Genomic DNA, 20319 nt, shown 5'->3' with positions numbered 1-20319 from the left:
TTAAGAACCTGGGCAAGCAAAAAGCTACCCAGGTTGCTCCAGCACAAGTTCTAAATTGAATTTTCTTGAGTTTAATTACTCTTTTACTTTCTGTAGGGCTTCTTTCCAACCAAAATAATCCAATTCCACTTGCTCCAAAGTTCTTTTAGGCATATAGGAGTTGTCCACATCCCAGATTGCATGCAACTCATCTAGAGAGTTATAAAGACCACACCCCAAAGCGGCAAGCATGGCTGCTCCTCGAGCTGTTGTTTCTATATCTTTGGGTTTTTGAACTTGTAATTGGCACTGATCCGCTAAAAATTGTAAAAACCATCGATTTACCGCCATGCCTCCATCGACACGTAGAAGGGATAAATCCAATTGGCTGTCCTCTCGCATGCATCTACATACTTCACGAGTCTGGTAACACACACCTTCCAAAGCAGCCCGAGCTATATGTGCCCGATTACTTGAAAGATTAATACCAACAATAGAAGCACCAGGTGTTGATAACCAATGGGGGGCTCCTAAACCTGTGAATGCTGAAATCAAATAAACCCCCTCATTTCCGGTTAAAGATTCAGCAAGCTCTTCAGTTTCCTGGGTATTTTTTATTATTTTTAAAGAATCTCGAAGCCATTTAATGGTACTTCCAGCATGGTAAATACTTCCCTCCAAACCATACACTGTTTGACCACTAATTTTATAGGCTATAGTTGTTAAAAGCTTATGTTGCGACAAAACAGGTTTATTTCCAGTATTCAGTAATAAAAAAGCTCCTGTTCCAAATGTCGCTTTGACCATACCTATTTTGAAACAACCTTGGCCAATTAAAGCTGCCTGTTGGTCTCCGGCAACCCCTGAGATAGGCAATTCGATTCCCAACCACTGTTTGTCGATTACACCAAAATGACTGTCACTGGCACACACTTTTGGTAAAATTGATTCTGGAATTTGGAAATAATGTAACAAATCTAAATCCCATTCCTCTTCCTTAATATTAAATAGCATTGTTCTTGATGCATTGGTAATATCAGTTAAATGCAAATGTTCCGAAGTCAAACGCCAGATTAAGAAGCTATCGATAGTGCCGAAAGCTAACTCCCCTTTAGAAGCCAACTTTTTCGCTTCAGCATTATTCTCTAAAAGCCATTTTAATTTAGTAGCAGAAAAATACGAATCCGGGATTAAACCAGTTTTCTCTTGGATCATGGCTTCATCTGCTGCCAAAGTATGACAATATGTGTCTGTTCTGCGATCCTGCCACACAATAGCAGGAGCAAGACATGCTCCTGTTTTTTTGTTCCAAATGACGGTAGTTTCCCTTTGGTTTGTCAGGCCACAAGAAACAATTTGATCAGCGGAGACTTGGGAAATGACATCCCTCATTGCGGCGAGTGTTTTTTCCCATATCTCTTCTGGATCATGTTCCACCCATCCCGTTTGAGGATAATGTTGCGTCAGCTGATATTGGCTGCTGGTAACTAATTCGCCATGAACTGTATATATCATGGCGCGTGTACTACTCGTCCCTTGATCGATTGCAAGTAAATAATTCATTATTGCAGAGTTCCTTGTCCCAACTATTGGTGTATATTGTAAGTGTATACTTTTTTTGTGGAGACCAAAATATGGATTCGGTTTTTGATGTTGCAATTATTGGCGGCGGCATCAACGGCTGTGGTTGTGCTGCGGATGCGTCTTTAAGGGGTCTGTCTGTGGTGCTTCTAGAACAAGATGATTTAGCCTCAAAAACATCTTCAAGCAGTACTAAATTAATTCATGGAGGGTTAAGATATTTAGAGAACTATGAATTCAAGCTAGTCAAAAAAGCAATTATTGAGCGACAAAGGCTTTTGGACCTGGCGCCACATTTGGTACATCCCCAGGCACTGGTTATCCCTTATGAAAAACACATGCGTCCGGTTTGGTTTTTGCGTTTAGGACTCTTTCTTTATGATCATTTAAGTGGCAAAAACCGATTACCGAAATCCAAATTAGTTTATAGAAAAAATAAGAGAGATTTTTTCGAGCCTCTTTTAGAAAAGATTAATAAAGGTTTTCAATTCTATGATGCAGTAACTGACGATTCTCGATTAACAATTGTCAATGCACTTCAAGCAAAAGATCATGGTGCAAGCATTAGACCTCATTCCAAAATAGTTCAAGCTAAAATTGTTGAGGGCATTTGGCATTTAACCATTCAGCCTAAAATGGGTTCAAATTATGAGCTTTATGCTAAATCACTAATTAATGCAGCAGGGCCCTGGGTTAAATCAGTGGAACAATTGACTCAAATTTCAGCACAACAGAAAATTAGTTTAATTAAAGGAAGTCACCTCATTGTACCTAGAATTTATGAAGGAAATCATGCCTATCTTCTACAACATGCGGATAAAAGAGTGATTTTTGTTATTCCCTATCATGGATTTACAATGATTGGTACGACTGATGTTCCATTCATTGGCAACCCAGCTGATGCGTCTATCAGTAAAGAAGAAATTCATTATTTAATCGATTTAGCCAATTTGTATTTTAAAACCCAAATATCCCCGAAAGATATTGTGTATACATGGAGCGGTGTTCGCTCTTTACTGGCAGATGAGGACAAAGAAGCACATACTCTAAGTCGGGATTATACCTACGAATTACATATCAATCCTGCCCCAATTATCAATATCTATGGAGGTAAAATAACAACTTACCGCCAATTGGCTGAAGACGTTATCAACCAGCTTTATCCAATTTTCCCTAATATGGGACATTCGCTCAGTGCATCAACTCCCCTTCCTGGCGCTACTTTTAAAGAGATGAATTTCGAACAATACTGTCGTTACGCAAAAGAAAAATACAAATGGATGAATATAGATTTGCTGAATCACTATTTATATACTTACGGAAGTCGCATGGAAACCTTTCTTGCACCTTGTAATAGTATTAAATCTTTAGGAAAAAAATATTGCACTTACTTATATCAAGTCGAAGTTGATTACTTGATCTTAGAAGAATGGGCACAGAGTTGCGACGATATTCTTAAAAGAAGAACCAAGCTTAATTTAATTATTGATGAAAAAGGTAAGAAAGAACTCGCATATTATTTATCGCGAATTACTTCTTATCCTTCTCTTGAAGCTCCGCTTTTATTGCACTAACATCCACTGCTTCAGCTTGTTCAATTAATTCCTTAAGAGTAGAGGCTGGCATACTGCCAGCATTTGAATAAATAACAATCCCCTCTTTGAAAACCATCAAATGAGGAATGGAGCGGATTTCAAAGAAATCAGACAATTGCTGCTCCGCCTCAATATTTACCTTTGCAAATACTATATTGGGATTCTGGTCAGCTACTTGCTCATAAATCTTAGAAAATTGTTTACAAGGAGCACACCAGTCAGCCCAGAAGTCTATAAATACAATTTGATTTTCATTAATTAAAGACTGGAACTCTGTACTGGTTACATTATGTATGCTCATATTTCTTCCTTGGCCTCAATTGAATTGACAATCTTTTGAAAAACCTCATCCACATCTCCAGTTCCACAAATACTATGAAACTCAGGAGCGCCATGAGCGCCGCTCTCAGCCCATGACTTATAATAATTTACTAAAGGAGCTGTTTGACTGCGATAAACTTCCAAACGTTTTCTTACTGTTTCTTCTTTATCATCTTCACGTTGAATCAATGCTTCGCCAGTTACATCATCCATACCATCCCGTTTAGGTGGGTGATTTTGTATGTGATAAACTCGACCAGACGGTAGATGGATACGACGTCCACTGATTCGCTTTATGATTTCTTCATCATTCACATCAATTTCAATAACATGATCCAAAAATATTTCGGCTTGCTTCAGCGCATCTGCTTGTATAATTGTTCTGGGGAAACCATCAAACAAAAAACCATTGGCACAGTCATTCCTTTTTAAACGCTCTTTAACCAGGCCAATAATAATATCGTCAGGTACCAGACCTCCAGTTTCCATAATTTTTTTAGCGCTTAATCCCAAAGCAGTTCCCTGTGCAATCGCAGCGCGAAGCATATCACCTGTGGAGATTTGCGGTATTTGATAACGTTCTATCAAACGCAAAGCCTGGGTACCTTTACCTGCACCCGGCCCACCCAAAAGCATTAATCGCATTAAAAACTCCTTAGTGATCGATATCAGTTTTAATTACTGATTATAATATTAAGTATTCAAACCTATAAATTCAAATATAACTCTTATTCCACCTAGACTTTTACTTATTCCTTAAAACCAGGAATGAGATTCCAGTCTATTTTTACATGAATTAAGCTGCATCGCATAGAGTTGAGAGCGAGCATTTACTTTACGCGCAACGGGTATTAGCCAGTTTTTTCTTAAATAGGTTTTACGTTGATACCCACCGATGCCTTCATGATATGCCAAATAAAGTGAATAAGCATCTGATCGAGAAATCCTGGCTCTTTTATAAGCTTCATTGGCGTACCAACCGATAAAATCGACACCGTCAGCAAAATCATGACGTGAAGCAAACCATCCGCCACAATTTTGTTTGTAATAATTCCAGGTTCCATGTAATGCTTGGGTGTACCCATAAGCTGAAGAAGGTCTTTTCCAGGGAATAATACAAAAGAGTTTCTTGCGAGCCGGTCTTGCCCGAGCATTAAATTTTGATTCCTGGTGAATGATTGCCATTTGTACTGGAACAGGGACCCTCCATCTACGTTCCACATCTTTGGCATGTTGATACCACTTTGGATATTCTCGAAATATATTACAGATATTATTTACGTCCGCAGGAGGATGGCTAACACATGCAGTAAGACAAAAAGAAAACAACAAGAAAGCAATTCGTAGCTTTTTCAAATTTTGTAACAAAGCGTCCATGAGCAACCAAACAATAAAAAGTGTTATTTTAACAAATTTAAATAGCACAATCTATGCTGAATTGATACAGGTGGCAATCAAAATATCAGATATATCAATAAATATTTTCCAAAAAGCTCCCTCATGGTAAGATAAGACTTGAAGATGGGATATTTTAAGTTGAGCCAATGACGATTCTTGTATTCGATATCGAAACAATTCCTGACGTTGAAACCGCACGTAATTTATATGATTTACATGGCTTATCTGACACCGATACGGCCCAAGCAATGTTCGCTTTACGTCGTGCTAAAGTTGGTCATGATTTTTTACCGCATTATTTACAAAAAATTTGTGCCATCTCTTTGGTGTTAAGCCAGGGCTCACAAGTTAAAGTTTGGTCTCTGGGCGATGAATCTTCTGATGAGAAAGAGTTAATCACACGTTTTTTTTCAGGTATTGACAAACACACACCAGTTTTAGTCAGCTGGAATGGCTGCGGTTTTGATCTCCCAGTTTTGCATTATCGTTCGCTATTACATGGTATACCCGCACCAACTTACTGGGAAAACGGTGAAAACCATCAACATTTTCGCTGGAACAATTATTTGAGCCGGTTCCATTATCGGCATTTGGATCTCATGGACGTCATTGCAGGATATCAAAATAAAGCCTATGCCCCACTTGATGAAATATCCAGCATGTTAGGATTCCCGGGGAAAATGGGGATGAGCGGTTCTAAAGTATGGGAACAATATTTATTAGGGCAAATAAAAAGTATCCGTGATTACTGTGAAACTGATGTGCTAAATACATATTGTGTTTTTTTGCGGTTTGAGCTCATGCGAGGAGTAATACAATTTGATGAATACTCCAAGGCAATGGAACTCCTGAAAACATATTTAAAAACAGAACATGAAAAAATCCACCTGCAAGAATTTTTAGAACATATGGTATAAATTAGTTGAGTAAATAACCGGAAAACACTTCAAAAGGGTCTTTGCCCTGTAAAAGAGGCGCTTAATCTATCTGTTTCAATGATAGAAAGAGAATCTCTAAAATCCTCACTTTGTAAAAGTTCCCTGGTCTTCTGATAACGTTCCATAGCTAAATTTTGGTAAGCTTCTTCAGCAACTGATTTGGCTTCATTAGCTAATTGAGTCCAAGCCCACAGTGTTATCCACCATTCTACAACAGGCTTATAAGCATTGAACCATGCCAAAACGGAGGGTTTAACTGTACCGAAATATGCATTTAAATAATGTAACTCTTGTTCTTTAGTAAATTTTGCTTCAATAGAAAAATAAACAAGATCCCACATAAAATCATTATTACCGGAATATTCCCAATCTATCTGATAGATGATCTGATTCTTTTCTACCCCTGTTGATGCCAACATATAGTTTAAGGGTGTCGAATCATTGTGACATGGACTCAAATCGATTATATAAAATGAAGAAAGTTTCTTTAAATAAGTCATCTGCTCCTCGATGAAACTTGTTTCCCCTGGAAGAACAAATTTTTTCATTTTTAATGCATTCAGCAACTGCTCATTACGATCAAAAACAGCAATATCATTACTAAAGCGTTCCGAGGTATGCAGTTTCTTTGCCAAACTTGCTAAAGTTTTTAATATATCTACACGTTCCAAGATTTTTTCATCTAAAACTTGCACATTGTCTATAAATTGAGTCAATTGAAATCCCTTCGAATCAATATACTCTATAGGTACATTAAGGCCCAGTTCACATACCTTACGGGCATTCTCAGCTTCAATCATCCGGGATACAGAAAAAGAAGATATCTCCCCTGGAATACGTAATACCCAACGATTCGATTTATACTGTCCTCTATTTAGTGGATTTCTATTTGGCAGCTGTTCATAGAATTTCGAGATATCAGGACCCGCTTGTACTCTGATAGTGGTATTCGTCATACCGCCAGACATTAATTTCAATCTTAATACATCAAGACCTACTTTTGAAAACATAGGAATGCTTTGAATTGCGGGTAATAGAGAGAGGTATTTTTGGGTTAGTTCTGCAACTTCTTTCCATTTATGATTCACCAGGGATGCCTTGAACTGAGAAGTCGGATCAAGTAGACTAATGATGTAAATCATTAAATGTTCATTAATTCTGGGTTTGCCATTATCTTCACCAAAAAAATACCATTTCATAAGATGTTTCGCAAAGTTGAACATCAAAAGAGTATATAAAATTAAGTCACAGAATTACAGAGTAATACATTTATCGAAGAAATAATTAGAAGGGTCTTTGCTATGACTAAACCCCTTATCCCAATTACAAAACAACAGGCACTTATATTTACCTGCTTTTTCGTTATGTATGAGTTTCTTACTTATATTGCTAACGATATGATCATGCCAGGTATGGTCCATGTTGTCCGCTCTTTTCATGCCCCTGAATCAGTAGTAGCTACATCTTTGAGTATCTATATTCTCGGAGGAGCAAGCTTACAAATCTTTTTAGGACCTATATCGGATAGTTATGGACGCAGGCCGATGATGTTGCTCGGCGCATTTCTATTCTTTGTTTTTACATTATTTATAGCATGCTCAAATTCCATGAGCCAATTTCTAATTGCCCGTTTTTTTCAAGGAATGGGTTTGTGTTTTATTGGTGTCATTGGTTATGCAACAATTCAAGAAATTTTCGAAGAAATGGATGCTATACGCATAATCGCTATTATGGCCAATGTTGCGATACTTGCACCTTTACTTGGGCCTTTGATGGGAGCAATAGTTATTCATTACACATCATGGCGGTATATTTTTATTACCATTGCTCTAGGTGCACTGATTTCTTTATGGGGTCTATGGCGATATATGCCTGAACCTATTGGCCAATTAAAAAGCAATGGACAGCTCACACCAAAAACAAAATTCTCAGCAAATAAAGTGCTTAGGAATTACAAAGATCTGCTGACCAACAAAGCCTTTTGCTTGGGTACTTTAGCTGCAGGCACTGTCGGTATTCCATGTATTGCCTGGATTGCTTTAGCTCCTATTATTTTAATTGTAGAAGCAAAGCTCACAGTGATTCAATATGGTCTTTGGCAATTGCCAGTATTTGGCGCAACCATTCTAGGCAACTGGTTTTTGCATCAATTAACCTATAAATTCAAAATCAAACAAATTGTTTTTTTAGGGTCTATTATTATGATTATCGGTGCCATATTAACTTCCTTGCTGCCTTTTCTATATGGCAATGCCTATTATTATTTACTTCCGGGAACGATTATTTATTTTTTCGCCCTAAGTGTGATAAATGCGCCTTTAAACCGGTACTGTCTCTTTGTCACTCCAGTGAGTAAAGGAACGGCCTCTGCAATTGTGAGTTTATGTGTGATGGTTGTGGGTGCTATCGGCACTGAGGTAGCCAATATTTTCTATAAGAATCATAATAATCTACATTTTGCTCTCTATTGTAATGCCATTGAGCTCATTTTTTTATTATGTGTTGGACTCACTTTTTTCAATAAAAATTCAAGGGATTCTGAGGATAATCTCCCTAAAGAAGCCAAGTAAAATAAATCACCGCATTGTGTCAAAGCAATGCGGGAATCTGTTTTCAATTGTTTCGCTTTTATGCTACCCACAAACTTTTATCCATCATACAATGGACCTCTTTCTCTCCTTTCTGATGCGGGGCAATACGACAATCCATCGTGAGGCTGAGCAATGAATAAGTATCGATACGGGAAATGCTTTTCTCGACTGAAATGCGATTAAGCATCTCCATGGATGCTTTTTTCATTGCATTCTCAACATCATTATCTTTTGCATAAGTGATATACTGGCTAGGAGAATCGGTTTTGGCCAATAGGAAAGAATCTTGCTTTTCACCTTTTTTGGGGATGATACAATAAACTCCTTTTACCCCGTTGACTACTTCAGAAATAGGACAATTCCATGTGGCATACATTATTTTTTTTGCTTGTTCTTGTGATATGTCATTTTGTTCCATGATTAATTTAATTGTTTCTTTTTTGAGGATATCTAATGCTTTGTTTAGGTTCTTATCATAACCTACTGTAATCCATGCAGTTGGTGTTTCTACTCTCGGCCAAGTTAATTGTTTCTGCTTCATTAAATCTATTGTAATATTGAATTCCTCATAGGCTGTTTCAATTGCCGTAAGATTAATCTCCCCATTCCCCTGCCCTGCATGTGAATCTCCCGTCCAGAGCAAAGCACCTTTGACAAAAACAGGTAAGTACAAAGTTGTACCCTCTTTCATTTCCCGCAAATCCATATTTCCACCAAAAGGGCCAGGTGGAATTGTATCAAAATTTCCTTTTTCGCCATGTGCTACAGCAATCAATCCTGGGAAAGGTGCGAGCGGAATAACAATACCGGGTGCAAATTGCATTGTCATATTTTTTACATCAAGATAAAAATATTTAATTTGCCCTTTTGGGAATTCCTCTGGGAATAAACCTTTCCCAGGAACATTGTTATTGGATGCATAGCTTCTTGGGATAATTTTGTTAAAGTGTATTTTAAGAACATCTCCTGGTTCTGCATTCTGGATATAAATTGGTCCTGTTATAGTATGGGGACCTCTTCCTGGGACTGCGTTATTCATACGTACGACTTCTTCAATTGGAGTACCGGGCACCACTTGATTGTCTGAAGCTGCCATGGTTTCTATAGAAACAGTGTCTCCCGGGTTGATGCTTAAAACAGGTATTTGCTGATTATTAAACACGCCCCACTGAGTGGTTGCAGGGGTTGCAGGAAGTATATATGTTTTATGGTTTGTTTTGCTATTTTGAGGCGGGGCAATCATGAGCGTTTGATCAGGAAGTTTCTCAATATAAGGAAAGCATTTATGTAAGTTTAATGTGGTTGTTGGATCATTTTGAGCTATTGCGAAATGACATAGCAGGAATAAGGAAAAGAATGTCCCCAAAATATACTTTTTTAATAAATTCATTGTTGCTCTCCGTTTCAACAGAATCCCACTAAGTCTTTGCTTTAACAATATTTTTAATAACTTATCGAGTTAGTCATTTTTTGTCAAATTTGTTTTTACGTCGGCTTGCTTTCAATCTTTATTTAATGAAATATATCAATCATATGGTTAGAACCTGCTCTATAAAATATGAAAAGAATCTCCTTTTTAATTTTAATTTTTTTTGCAAATAATATTTATAGCAATACTAGTGCAAAAACCCCTATGCCTATTGGAACGAACTCAAACAAAAAAGGCGCAAAGCACATTTCGAGTAATACAAGCATTAGTTCTAATCCAGCCGCAGTTAATGTAACCACGGGTTCAGGGTTGCTTCAAAAGTATTTTGAAAAAAAATGGGGTATTGAAAACAATCATGGAATTATGGTTCAAGGGGCATGGATTGGAGATACTAATGATTTAATGATTGGTGGCATCACGGATCCTGATCGAATCACATCAAACAGTGTACTGTTAATTGATCTTACAGTAGATATGGAGCAATTTAATGGTTGGAATGGAGGACTATTTAGTGCTCAGTTCCTGCAACAAAATGCCCAAAACACCAATGCCCAAGCAGGTATAATACAAGGTTATAATTCGCTTCCTGACGTATATCCTTTTAACCGTTCCGAACTTTATGCTCTGTGGTATCGGCAAGAGCTGTTCAATAAAAAAATGTTTGTTCGCATTGGAAAAACAATAACCACATTAGATTTTAACAATCTGGTTAAACCTGCTTCCCTGGATTCTGATGCACCGAATATCCCCGCAGTAACCAGTCTCATTTATACTCCAATTTTTATTAATCCTGCAGTGGATGGCGTTATGCCTGGCTATACAAACAGTGCCTATGGACTTACCGTGAACCTAGCTCCCATCACCCAATGGTATCTTTCATACGGTATATATGATGGGAATCTGGCACAAGGTAAGCAAACTGGCCTAACTGGTCCTTCATTTAATGGAAACTATTTTCAGGTGGCTGAAACAGGTGGAGCATGGACTTTAGGTAAAAACCATCTACCTGGGACTATGGGGATAGGTCTTTGGCACCAGACGGGATTAATCAATCAACGTAACTTAAATGAAATTGGAGCGACAGGGGGATATCTATTTGGTTCGCAACGCCTATGGTATCGCCATCCTGGATATGACATCAGCGGAATCTCTGCCTTTTATCAATTCAGCATCAACAATTCCAGTGTATTACCAATGAATCGATCGGTTGGAGGTGGGTTTACGCTATTTGGTCTTGTTCCCCATCGTGAGAGTGATTCTATCGGCACAGGTTTATCCATTGTCTGGCTAAACCATAGAATCACCAATCGATCTTCCGAATTGATGTACCAAATTTATTATCAAGCAAAGCTGTTTCATAATATCTACCTTGAGCCAGTACTTTCATATATTCCCAATCCCGGAGAAGATAAGTTTTTACCTTCCGCATTAGCAGGAACAGTTCGAGCTATTGTATTGATATGATGAAATGGAACATTCAACCATATTATGAATGTAAAATAAACCACAAGATCAACTGTTTGACAATAGTTATAATAAATGCTTAATATGGCTTTAAATTATAGCCTTAGGCGCACTGATAAATATTCGCTTATTTTTTTAAAGGCTAAATTAGATCAGATCCTCTTAGGGCAGGATTGATACCCTCTCCTAAAAATCTCTAACAATTCAGATGTAACGCATGCTTTTCGCAGGAGTGATAATAATGACCATTGAATTAATTCGGACTGGAGAAAAGGATATAAATAACTATGAGCAAACTTTAAGTGATTTTGGGTATACCGATTTGAGAAAAGAAGTTAAAGAAGATGCTATAGCGGTTTGGAAATATTTTTGTTCTGAAGGGCTTGTTAAAAATGGTTTAAAGAAGTTTGTCTCTGAATATTTTAAATTTTATCAAAAAGAAAATAAATCTTTGCGCCAATTTTTTAATGAATGGGGTAAGAATAATCATTTTAACAAACCAAGAGCGATTAACTACTCCAGTGAATATACAATGAGTGATAACTTCCAGTTTCCTGAGACAACACCAATTTTATATGGTGAATTAACCGCCGATTTTTTTTATGATATTTTATTACAAAATGGATATTTGTCCGCCGATTTAGGTGCTGGACCAGAACATGGGAAATGGGCGCACAGCATACAAATGTACCTTTTAGAAGAAGCTCGTAAGGAGGGTACTTTGCAACTCCATTCAGCCTCTGTTTGTCATTTTTTACAAACAATTTCCCAAGTAAAAGGTCCCTATGAATCGCTTTCCTTATGGAATATCCTGTTTGATTCTTTTGAGGAGCATCTTTATACTTTCCCTAATAACATTACTAAAATTTTGTCTAGTGATTGGGATGCTTCAGAAGCAGCCAAGTTTTTTTCAACCAAATTAAATGCATATGCGGATAAATTTAAACGAATTGCTAAAGAAGAGGCCTCTTATGAGGGTTATGCCAAGAAAAAGTATTTAAGTCGTTTAAATGAAGCAAGTTATATTTTTTATAAAGAAAAATGTGCCTTATTATGGTTTGCATCAAAAGAAAAAAATGACAAGTCGGATTCAGTTTTAATCAATAGTTTAAATTCCTGTTCTCTCGGTTCTTGAATTTTTTCAGCACACTTTTTTGATACAAAAATGTGCTGAAATTTAGAACTAATGCTTCCGATGAGCTGGATGAGATTCTTTAAGAAAAAAACTTGCGATAATCAAACTTGACAAAAAGCATATCGGCATCACCAATAAGGCAATCTGATAACTTTGAACACTGTATACAGGCACACCATTCACTAAATGCCATAAGTTTGTATGTTGTAAAATATACCCCACCAATGGTTGGAATAATGCGCCACCTAAAACAACAGAAAGATTATTAAAGCCTGAAGCGGTACCAACAAGATCAGGAGCGTTATTTTCTTTTACGACAGCAAAGCTTACCGTTTGTCCTCCTGCTCCTAGCCCCAATACAAATAGAACGAATGGCGCCCACCGATAAGATAAACCGGGCAAATACAATAAGACCAAAGTAGCCAGTAGCCCCAAAACAGCACTAATTATTAAAGCGACGCGTCGGCTTTCAATCCGATCGCTGAACCATCCTAACAGAGGACTACCCACGCCAATACCAATCCAAATCATACTACATAAGCCAGATGCAGCGACAACGCTGATTTGAAATTTTTCCTGCAAGTAAGGGACACCCCACAATGCAGCAAAAACTGCTATGGGAGCCCAAATCGTAAATGCATAGCTGCCTGTTATCCAGGTATAGCCATGCTTGCATACAGCGACTAATCTTTTCCATTCGTCACGTAAATAATGCGCAGGCACTGTTTGACTTTGTTGATGGGGATAATCACGAATATAAACCCAAAATAATCCCGCTAAAACAAATCCTATAATGGAAAGGATAAAACTCGCATTACGCCATCCAACCCCTTGAATTAAATAAGCGAGCGGCATTTCACCAAAAATAGCGCCTACAGAACTCATCAATTGGGCAATTCCTGCAAAAATAGCAAAGTAATAGGGGGGAAACCATCGTGATAAAAGAACCAATACACCGATAAAAGAAAATGCTGAGCCAATTCCAATCAAAAATCTACCGATACAAGCGGTGAAGACACTGTCTGTCGAAGCAAAAAAAGCAGAGCCTAAAGCACACAAAATAATAGCAAAGGTCATTAATTTTCGGGGGCCATAACGGTCAAATAATACACCAGCCGGTATTTGCGTCGGTGCATACGCATAAAAATAGAAAGCGGAAATAATTCCGAATCCTTGTCCTGTGACCCCAAATGTTTTCATCATCGATTCAGCCATGACACTGGGCGCAACTTGCAAGATGAATTCATACAGATAAAAGGATGCAGCGAGAAAAAATATAAAATAAGCGGCACCTAGGCTTGAAGTCGCTGTTTGTAAATGTGTCTTTTCTGAATAATGTTCGCTCAATTTAAGGTCACTCCGTTTGAAATTACTCATTTAAGCCTATACTTATTTATTTTGTCAATATCCACGTCAAACTATAGATGAGTTCAAGATTTAAAATAGGATAGAAATAAGTTAATCAGTTGGTACACGGATCAAGGAGAGCTGGATATCCAATCCAAATAACCTCCCTTATCATTTATAAATATTAGATAAATTCAATAGTCTTGGTAATTAAATGTATCCTATGCTAGAAGGATAAATTGCCCCTAAAATTGCTGGCTTTCGTGCACCAGTAACAGGACCTAAATCTAAAGGAATATGATTTATTGTTTGGGCAGCTAACCAAGCAAACATCATTGCCTCTAAATAATCAGGATTTATTCCAATTTCAGCAATGCTTTTTACATTCGTATTAGGAAGTAATTGAGCCAACATCTGCTTCAAAGCAATATTATGAGTACCCCCACCACATAAATACATATTTTTAATCGGTGAATGCTCATTAAGAATTGTTTCTGCAATGGTAGTCGCTGTAAGCGCCAATAATGTTTTTTGTATGTCTTCTGGCTTATATTCCTTTTCTAAATAATTATTCAACCAGGATAAAGAAAAATATTCTTTTCCAATACTTTTAGGTGCTGAAGAATGAATAAACGGATCGGACTTTAAAGCATTAAGCAATGCTTCAATTATCTCCCCTTCTAGTGCCCACTCCCCATTCTCATCATAAAATTTACCCCGATGTTTCATAATCCAGGCATCCATCAAGCAATTACCTGGGCCAATGTCCCACCCTTTTACTGAATCATTTCCATAAATCAAAGTAATATTGGCGATTCCCCCTATATTCACAATGGCAACAGGATTTTGCTTTTCATTAAATAATTTCTGGTGATAAATTGGCGCAAAAGGCGCCCCTTTCCCTCCTATCACTAAATCACGGGTTCTAAAGTCGGCGACTACAGTAATACCTGTCAATTCTGAAATAGTATGAGCACACCCTAGCTGTAAGGTGTACGGGATGCTGCAATTTGCATCATGGCACACAGTTTGGCCATGACTTCCTATTGCACAAATGTCGCTTGCGGATAATTGAGTCTCTTGTAATAATTCATTTACAGCATGAGCAAAATCTCTTCCAATCAGTGTATCGAGTTGTCGAATCGATGCTAAAGTTAATTCTTCGCCAGTAAGGAGTCTTGTAAGAAGCGTTTGTACTGTATCACTGTATTTTTTAGTCATTCCATAGACCAATGTATTCTTTACTCCATCTACTAGAGCAACATCAATGCCGTCCATGCTCGTTCCAGACATCAAACCAATATATAAAGTCATTCATTAATCCTCATTACTTATCCTGGGTTAATTCAAGGAACATAAAATTAGAGATTGCCAATGTCGCTGGACCTCCCCTTTGCCTCAACTATAGCCACTTACAGTATTTTTGGCATGTTTATAATTTGAAGCAAGTATAAAAGTTATGGGTTGTCATTTCAGCTATTTCCTCGTAAGACATATTACGAAGCGCTGCGATTGCTTCTGCTACATGTTTTACCAGAGCAGGATGATTTTGTTTGCCACGATAAGGAACGGGCGCTAAATAAGGTGAATCGGTTTCAATAAGTATACGATCCAAAGGTATTTTCCGAGCAACTTCCTGTAGTTCAGTTGCATTTTTAAAAGTAACAATTCCTGAAAATGAAATATAGAAATTCAAATCTATGGCTTTTTTTGCGATATCCAAACTTTCAGCAAAACAATGCATAACGCCACCGATATCCTGTGCATTTTCTGATGTCATCAAAGATATCGTATCTTCTGCTGCTTGTCTGGTGTGAATAATTAAAGGTTTTGAAGTTTTTAATGCAGCTTTAATATGTTCTCTAAATAAGTTACGCTGTCCTTCTCGCGCCTCATCTGTATGAGTTCGATAATAATCCAAACCTGTTTCTCCAATTGCGATACATGCAGGGTTATTCGCTAAATCACATAATATTTGTGCTGTAACAGGGTTTTCTAATTCAGTATTCGGGTGAACACCCACTGAAATGCTAATCTCAGGATACTTTGCTGCTAAGGCTTCCAATTGAGGATAATCTTTTAACTCAACACAAACGCATAAAAAGTGCTGGACATCATTCGCCTTTGCTTGAGCCAGGACATAGGATATGTCTTCATTAAACTCAGTTAAATCAAGAAAATTTAAATGACAATGCGAATCCACTAACATGAATGACCTCATAAACTATTTGCTCCTGTTAAGAAGAAGCAAAGTATTGTTTGAAATATTAAATTGTATCGGTTAATTGTGAAGATTTTAACATGCCTGCTAAATAGGTTTCTATTTTATTGCAGAGATAACGACTGTTTTCACCAACAAATTGTACCCCTATTCCTGGTACTTTATTACCTTGAGCTCCTTTAGGAGTAATCCAAACCACTTTGCCGTCTACTACATAAAGTTCATCTTCATCCATCAGTTTGATCAATAGCTTTACTATGGAACCAAAAAGATATTTTGTATTTGATCGGATAAACAACCCCCCTCCTTTGACAAAAGGCATATAAGCAGCATAAAGTGCTAACTCATTCGGAAATGAACAATTAATCTGCTGTGTCGTATCCATGCTCGTTCTCCCTGAACCCTAAAATCAGATATCTTAAGAAGTAATCTGTTTTATGGGCAACCCTTGGACTTACTGTAAAGCTCTAACAGTAAATCTTCTAATGCCAAAGTTGGATTTACATTCATATTATGGCTTAATTTTCGCTTTAATGTATTTATTTTATCTATCTGGGAATAAATTTTTAAAGGACTAATTAATGACTTTAAAGTATTTAATTGAGGGAGCGAAGGATCTGAGGCTGCAAATTTATTTAATAGCAAAACTTGGACTTGCGCATAAATAAGGTATAGAAACCAAATTAATCCACTTAACTCAAAATTGCTCCACTGACTCACAATTCGGCTTGGATGTTCTCTTTGTTCCAATACAGCAATTAAACCATTCAAAATCAAGTCAGACTCTTTTACAACCCTTACTTTTTCAGACTCGACGGATTCGTTAGCCAACTGTAAAAGATTTGTTATCGACGAATCATGGTATTGATTAAAGCGAAGAATTTGACATCGGCTCAAGACCGTAGGCAATAAAGTACTTAATTGTTGTGCTAAAAGTAAGAAGATAGTCTGTTGAGCAGGCTCTTCCAAAATTTTTAGCAAGGAATTGGCCGCAGCAATATTCATACGATCAGCAGATTCAATTACAACCAACCGATATTTTGAACGTTGGGGCGTTAAATAGACATCAGTTTGTAATTCCCTGATTTGATCGATTTTAATTGGGCCGCCATTTTTTTCAGGTTTAATCCATGCCACATCAGGATGCTCACCTTGAGTAACCATAAGACAATCATTACATTCGAAGCAAGGGTCATCATTTTTTATTTTGCAAAAAAACAATTGAGTTAATCTTCTGACGAAATCATTAAAATCATAATTAAATGGACCCACAAATAACATAGCCTGTGGAATCCGGCTACTTAGCCAAGCGGATTGAATGCGGCTCCATTGGCTTGAATATCTTTTGCTGCCATTCAATAAAAGACGATCCTGCAAATCACTCATTGACTGTGCTCTATAAATTCATTCATGACTTTTTGTAATTTTTGTTGTACTTCATCTAACGGTTTACTTGCATCAATAACCAATGTATTCGCAGTCATTTTAACATGACCAATATAACTTTCATGGACACGATGGAAAAAATCAATGGATTGTTGCTCAATCCTGTCTAACTCTCCCCTGGATTTGATCCTTACCATTCCTTCTTCAGGACTAATATCCAAATATAATGTTAAATCAGGTTTAAATCCATTCAGTACAAAAGAAGATAAAGAATCAATCATTTTTTGGTCTAAACCTCGACCACCACCTTGGTATGCTTTTGTTGATAATTCAAATCGATCGGCAATCACCCAAATGCCTTGATTCAGTGCCGGCTTAATCACTTCTTCAAGAAGTTGAATTCTGGCAGTATAGAATAATAATAATTCGCTTCGATCATCTAATGTGTCGCTATATTGAGGATTTTTAATTAAGTCCCGTAAAACCTCGCCTATAGGCGTCCCACCTGGCTCACGAGTCGTTAAGGTTTTTATTTGTTTTTTGGCAAGTAGTTCGGTAAGGGTATTTATTGCCGTAGATTTTCCTGCGCCTTCCATTCCCTCAATAACAATAAATTTTCCTTTATTTTCTTGTTTTATAAATTCATTTGACGGTTGGTCTAATTTCCATGATGGCATTAGAAATCCTTGCGTTTGTATTGATTAATCGCTTGCTTTTGCTGCTGGTAAGTTTCAGAAAACTGATGCGTTCCATCCCCTTTGGCAACAAAATATAAATAATTGGATAATTGCGGATGAGCCGCAGCATACAATGCTTCTTTCCCTACCATAGCAATAGGGGTTGGAGGTAAACCTCGATAATGGTACGAGTTATAAGGTGAGTCAATCAGCAAATCATTATGAGTTAATTTCCCGTTATAAGCAGAACCCAAGCCATAAATTACTGTAGGATCCATTTGTAAAGGCATTTTTTTATTTAATCGATTGACCATTACCCCGGAGATCAATTGACGTTCTTGAGCAATGGCAGTTTCTTTTTCAATGATTGAAGCGGCTGTTAGTAATTCATATGGATTCTTATACGGTAAATTAGATGCCCTTTCAGCCCAAACTTTATTTAAATAAATCATTAAATTGCGGTGCGCATGCTCCAGCAAATTTTTTGCACTACTTCCACCCCTATATTGATAAGTGTCGGCAAGGACGAGTCCTTCGGCATTTGGGTGGTTGTCCAAAATAAAATTCCAATCTTCTGGACGATAAGTTAAAAAGGATGCCTTCATCAAATCTTGAGATATTTTCTGCTGCGTAGTTCCTGCGATGATTATGAAGTTTTGAGTTAATACGTCTCCCGCGACCACTCTTTGGATTAACTGCATTGCGGTTTCACCAGGCTTAATTTCATATACGCCTGCTTTGAGTTGGGAGGACAAACCGGTATAGCGAATCACCATTAGAAGTGGTGTGGTGGATTGAACTAAATTTTTTTCTTTTAAATTTCTTACGAATTGTGAGGCTGAAGCGGCTCGATCTACGGTAATAACCACCGAAGCACTTTGTTTTGAAAGAATCGGTCTTGTTATTTGAACATAGAGATATAAAAAGAAAGAAAGGAAAGACATAAAAAACAATACTGATAAATAAAGCCAAAGTTTTTTATGTCTTAGAAATATCATTTATACCCGCTTAAATAACAAGCTACCATTTGTTCCACCAAAACCTAGTGAGTTACTCAGAACATAATTAATGTTTCTTTTTTGAGGTGTATGGGGTACATAGTTTAAATCACATCCTTCATCCGGATTATCTAAATTAATTGTTGGTGGAGCAATTTGATCTCTAATAGCTAAAATACTAAAAATTGCTTCTACAGCGCCCGCAGCACCTAACAAATGACCGGTCATGGATTTGGTGGAACTTACAGCCAAATCATAGGCATGTTGCTTGAATACACGTTTTATTGCTTTTGTCTCATTTAAGTCATTGAGATAAGTTGATGTACCATGTGCATTAATATAATCCACTTGCTCTGGATCAATGTGGGCATCATGGATGGCTGCTTCCATTGCACGAGCAGCACCATCTGCATCTTCATCTGGAGCAGTGATATGATAAGCATCACCAGACATCCCGAATCCCACAAGCTCGGCGTAAATTTTGGCCCCGCGCGCCTTGGCATGCTCATATTCTTCCAATACAAGGATTCCCGCACCCTCACCCATAACAAAACCATCTCTATCTTTATCGAATGGTCTTGATGCCTTTTCGGGCTCATCATTACGTTTAGATAAAGATCGTACGGCAGAAAATCCGGCCAAACACAATGGGGTTAAGGTCATTTCTGCCCCACCACATACCATGACATCAGCATCACCATATGATATCATTCTTCCAGCAAGGCCAATATTATGTGTGCCGGTGGTGCAAGCAGTAACCACAGAAATATTGGGTCCTTTAAGCTGGTGCCTGATCGAAATTTGTCCAGCAACCATGTTAATAATACCTGCTGGAATAAAAAAGGGAGATACTTTACGTGGGCCACCTGCCATAAGTTTATCCTGGTTATTGCTTATGGTCTGAATTCCTCCAATACCCGCGCCAACCGCTACCCCAATACGGTTTGCTAAATTTGCATCAATATTCAAACCTGAATCTCGAATTGCTTCATCAGCTGCAGCAATGCCATATTGAGTAAATACATCCATTTTGCGTGCATCTTTAAGCGGAACATAGTTCTCAATATTAAAATCTTTGACCTTAGCCCATATCCGGGTACTGTATTCGTTGGCATCAAACTCATCTGCCACAACAACACCGCTTTTACCAGCCAATATATTTTGCCAAGTTTCTTCTACATTAAGCCCGACAGGGGTAAGCATACCCATACCAGTAATCACTACACGCCGCTTATTCAATGAAAGCTCCTCGTAAAACA

The 20319-nt window shown here is 37.6% G+C and carries 19 protein-coding genes; 5 read left to right on the top strand and 14 right to left on the bottom strand.

The genetic code is table 11. The features are described 5' to 3' along the window. Positions 1 to 75 precede the first annotated feature (75 nt). On the bottom strand, positions 76 to 1542 hold the full coding sequence (gene glpK / locus BU07_RS0109675) for a glycerol kinase GlpK (RefSeq protein ID WP_031565557.1): 1467 nt from the start codon (positions 1540 to 1542) through the stop codon (positions 76 to 78). 71 nt (positions 1543 to 1613) lie between these two features. On the opposite strand from glpK, the gene glpD reads away from it, so the two are divergent. Beyond that, complete coding sequence (gene glpD / locus BU07_RS0109670) at positions 1614 to 3134, top strand: glycerol-3-phosphate dehydrogenase (protein WP_031565554.1); 1521 nt, start codon at positions 1614 to 1616, stop codon at positions 3132 to 3134. On the opposite strand, the gene BU07_RS0109665 is transcribed toward glpD, so the two are convergent. From BU07_RS0109665 to BU07_RS0109655, 3 genes are all read right to left on the bottom strand, one after another. Then, positions 3091 to 3456 (bottom strand): thioredoxin family protein, encoded by a 366-nt coding sequence (locus BU07_RS0109665; RefSeq protein ID WP_031565552.1) that lies wholly within the window; start codon positions 3454 to 3456, stop codon positions 3091 to 3093. The two genes, glpD and BU07_RS0109665, sit on opposite strands and share 44 nt — an antisense overlap. Then, positions 3453 to 4121, bottom strand: a complete 669-nt coding sequence (adk, locus tag BU07_RS0109660) for an adenylate kinase (protein WP_031565551.1) — start codon at positions 4119 to 4121, stop codon at positions 3453 to 3455. Before adk ends, BU07_RS0109665 begins: the two co-directional genes overlap by 4 nt. Before the next feature lie 111 nt (positions 4122 to 4232). Beyond that, entirely contained in the window at positions 4233 to 4853 is a 621-nt protein-coding gene (locus tag BU07_RS0109655) for a transglycosylase SLT domain-containing protein (RefSeq protein WP_031565549.1), read from the bottom strand. Between the two features lie 167 nt (positions 4854 to 5020). On the opposite strand from BU07_RS0109655, the gene BU07_RS0109645 reads away from it, so the two are divergent. Next, entirely contained in the window at positions 5021 to 5791 is a 771-nt protein-coding gene (locus tag BU07_RS0109645) for a 3'-5' exonuclease (protein WP_031565547.1), read from the top strand. Between the two features lie 29 nt (positions 5792 to 5820). On the opposite strand, the gene BU07_RS0109640 is transcribed toward BU07_RS0109645, so the two are convergent. Next, entirely contained in the window at positions 5821 to 7011 is a 1191-nt protein-coding gene (locus tag BU07_RS0109640; protein WP_031565546.1) for a choline/ethanolamine kinase family protein, read from the bottom strand. Positions 7012 to 7113: 102 nt separating this feature from the next. On the opposite strand from BU07_RS0109640, the gene BU07_RS0109635 reads away from it, so the two are divergent. Next, positions 7114 to 8382 (top strand): MFS transporter, encoded by a 1269-nt coding sequence (locus tag BU07_RS0109635; RefSeq protein ID WP_031565543.1) that lies wholly within the window; start codon positions 7114 to 7116, stop codon positions 8380 to 8382. Positions 8383 to 8440: 58 nt separating this feature from the next. On the opposite strand, the gene BU07_RS0109630 is transcribed toward BU07_RS0109635, so the two are convergent. Further along, the gene (locus BU07_RS0109630; protein WP_051635529.1) at positions 8441 to 9793 is read right to left on the bottom strand and encodes an acetamidase/formamidase family protein; all 1353 of its coding nucleotides are present in this window, start codon (positions 9791 to 9793) and stop codon (positions 8441 to 8443) included. A gap of 243 nt (positions 9794 to 10036) precedes the next feature. Here BU07_RS0109630 and BU07_RS0109625 point away from each other — a divergent pair, with 243 nt between their 5' ends. Both BU07_RS0109625 and BU07_RS0109620 read left to right on the top strand, forming a co-directional pair. Next, positions 10037 to 11296, top strand: coding sequence for a carbohydrate porin (locus BU07_RS0109625; protein ID WP_051635555.1), 1260 nt, complete (start codon positions 10037 to 10039; stop codon positions 11294 to 11296). Positions 11297 to 11537: 241 nt separating this feature from the next. Further along, positions 11538 to 12431: a LirA/MavJ family T4SS effector gene (locus BU07_RS0109620; RefSeq protein WP_031565537.1), complete on the top strand. Its 894-nt coding sequence runs from the start codon at positions 11538 to 11540 to the stop codon at positions 12429 to 12431. A 48-nt stretch (positions 12432 to 12479) separates the two neighbouring features. Here BU07_RS0109620 and BU07_RS0109615 read toward each other — a convergent pair whose 3' ends face one another. From BU07_RS0109615 to fabF, 8 genes are all read right to left on the bottom strand, one after another. Continuing rightward, positions 12480 to 13808 (bottom strand): MFS transporter, encoded by a 1329-nt coding sequence (locus BU07_RS0109615; RefSeq protein WP_115262290.1) that lies wholly within the window; start codon positions 13806 to 13808, stop codon positions 12480 to 12482. Between the two features lie 180 nt (positions 13809 to 13988). Then, the gene (locus BU07_RS0109610) at positions 13989 to 15092 is read right to left on the bottom strand and encodes an anhydro-N-acetylmuramic acid kinase (protein WP_031565534.1); all 1104 of its coding nucleotides are present in this window, start codon (positions 15090 to 15092) and stop codon (positions 13989 to 13991) included. A gap of 118 nt (positions 15093 to 15210) precedes the next feature. Next, positions 15211 to 15987, bottom strand: a complete 777-nt coding sequence (locus BU07_RS0109605) for a TatD family hydrolase (RefSeq protein WP_031565532.1) — start codon at positions 15985 to 15987, stop codon at positions 15211 to 15213. A 58-nt stretch (positions 15988 to 16045) separates the two neighbouring features. Then, positions 16046 to 16384, bottom strand: coding sequence for a PilZ domain-containing protein (locus tag BU07_RS0109600; protein WP_031565529.1), 339 nt, complete (start codon positions 16382 to 16384; stop codon positions 16046 to 16048). Positions 16385 to 16434: 50 nt separating this feature from the next. Further along, complete coding sequence (locus BU07_RS0109595) at positions 16435 to 17385, bottom strand: DNA polymerase III subunit (protein WP_035899040.1); 951 nt, start codon at positions 17383 to 17385, stop codon at positions 16435 to 16437. Beyond that, positions 17382 to 18062, bottom strand: coding sequence for a dTMP kinase (tmk, locus tag BU07_RS0109590; RefSeq protein ID WP_051635528.1), 681 nt, complete (start codon positions 18060 to 18062; stop codon positions 17382 to 17384). The genes BU07_RS0109595 and tmk overlap by 4 nt, the downstream gene beginning before the upstream one ends. After that, positions 18062 to 19060, bottom strand: coding sequence for an endolytic transglycosylase MltG (gene mltG, locus BU07_RS0109585; RefSeq protein WP_031565524.1), 999 nt, complete (start codon positions 19058 to 19060; stop codon positions 18062 to 18064). The genes tmk and mltG overlap by 1 nt, the downstream gene beginning before the upstream one ends. Continuing rightward, positions 19061 to 20299, bottom strand: a complete 1239-nt coding sequence (gene fabF, locus BU07_RS0109580; RefSeq protein ID WP_031565523.1) for a beta-ketoacyl-ACP synthase II — start codon at positions 20297 to 20299, stop codon at positions 19061 to 19063. Positions 20300 to 20319: the final 20 nt, after the last annotated feature.

Origin of the sequence: Legionella wadsworthii DSM 21896 = ATCC 33877, from assembly GCF_000701265.1 — a bacterium.
Classification (GTDB): Bacteria; Pseudomonadota; Gammaproteobacteria; order Legionellales; family Legionellaceae; genus Legionella; species Legionella wadsworthii.
The sequence above is the reverse complement of the archived record's forward strand: the minus strand, read 5'-3'. Positions and strand labels throughout refer to the sequence as shown.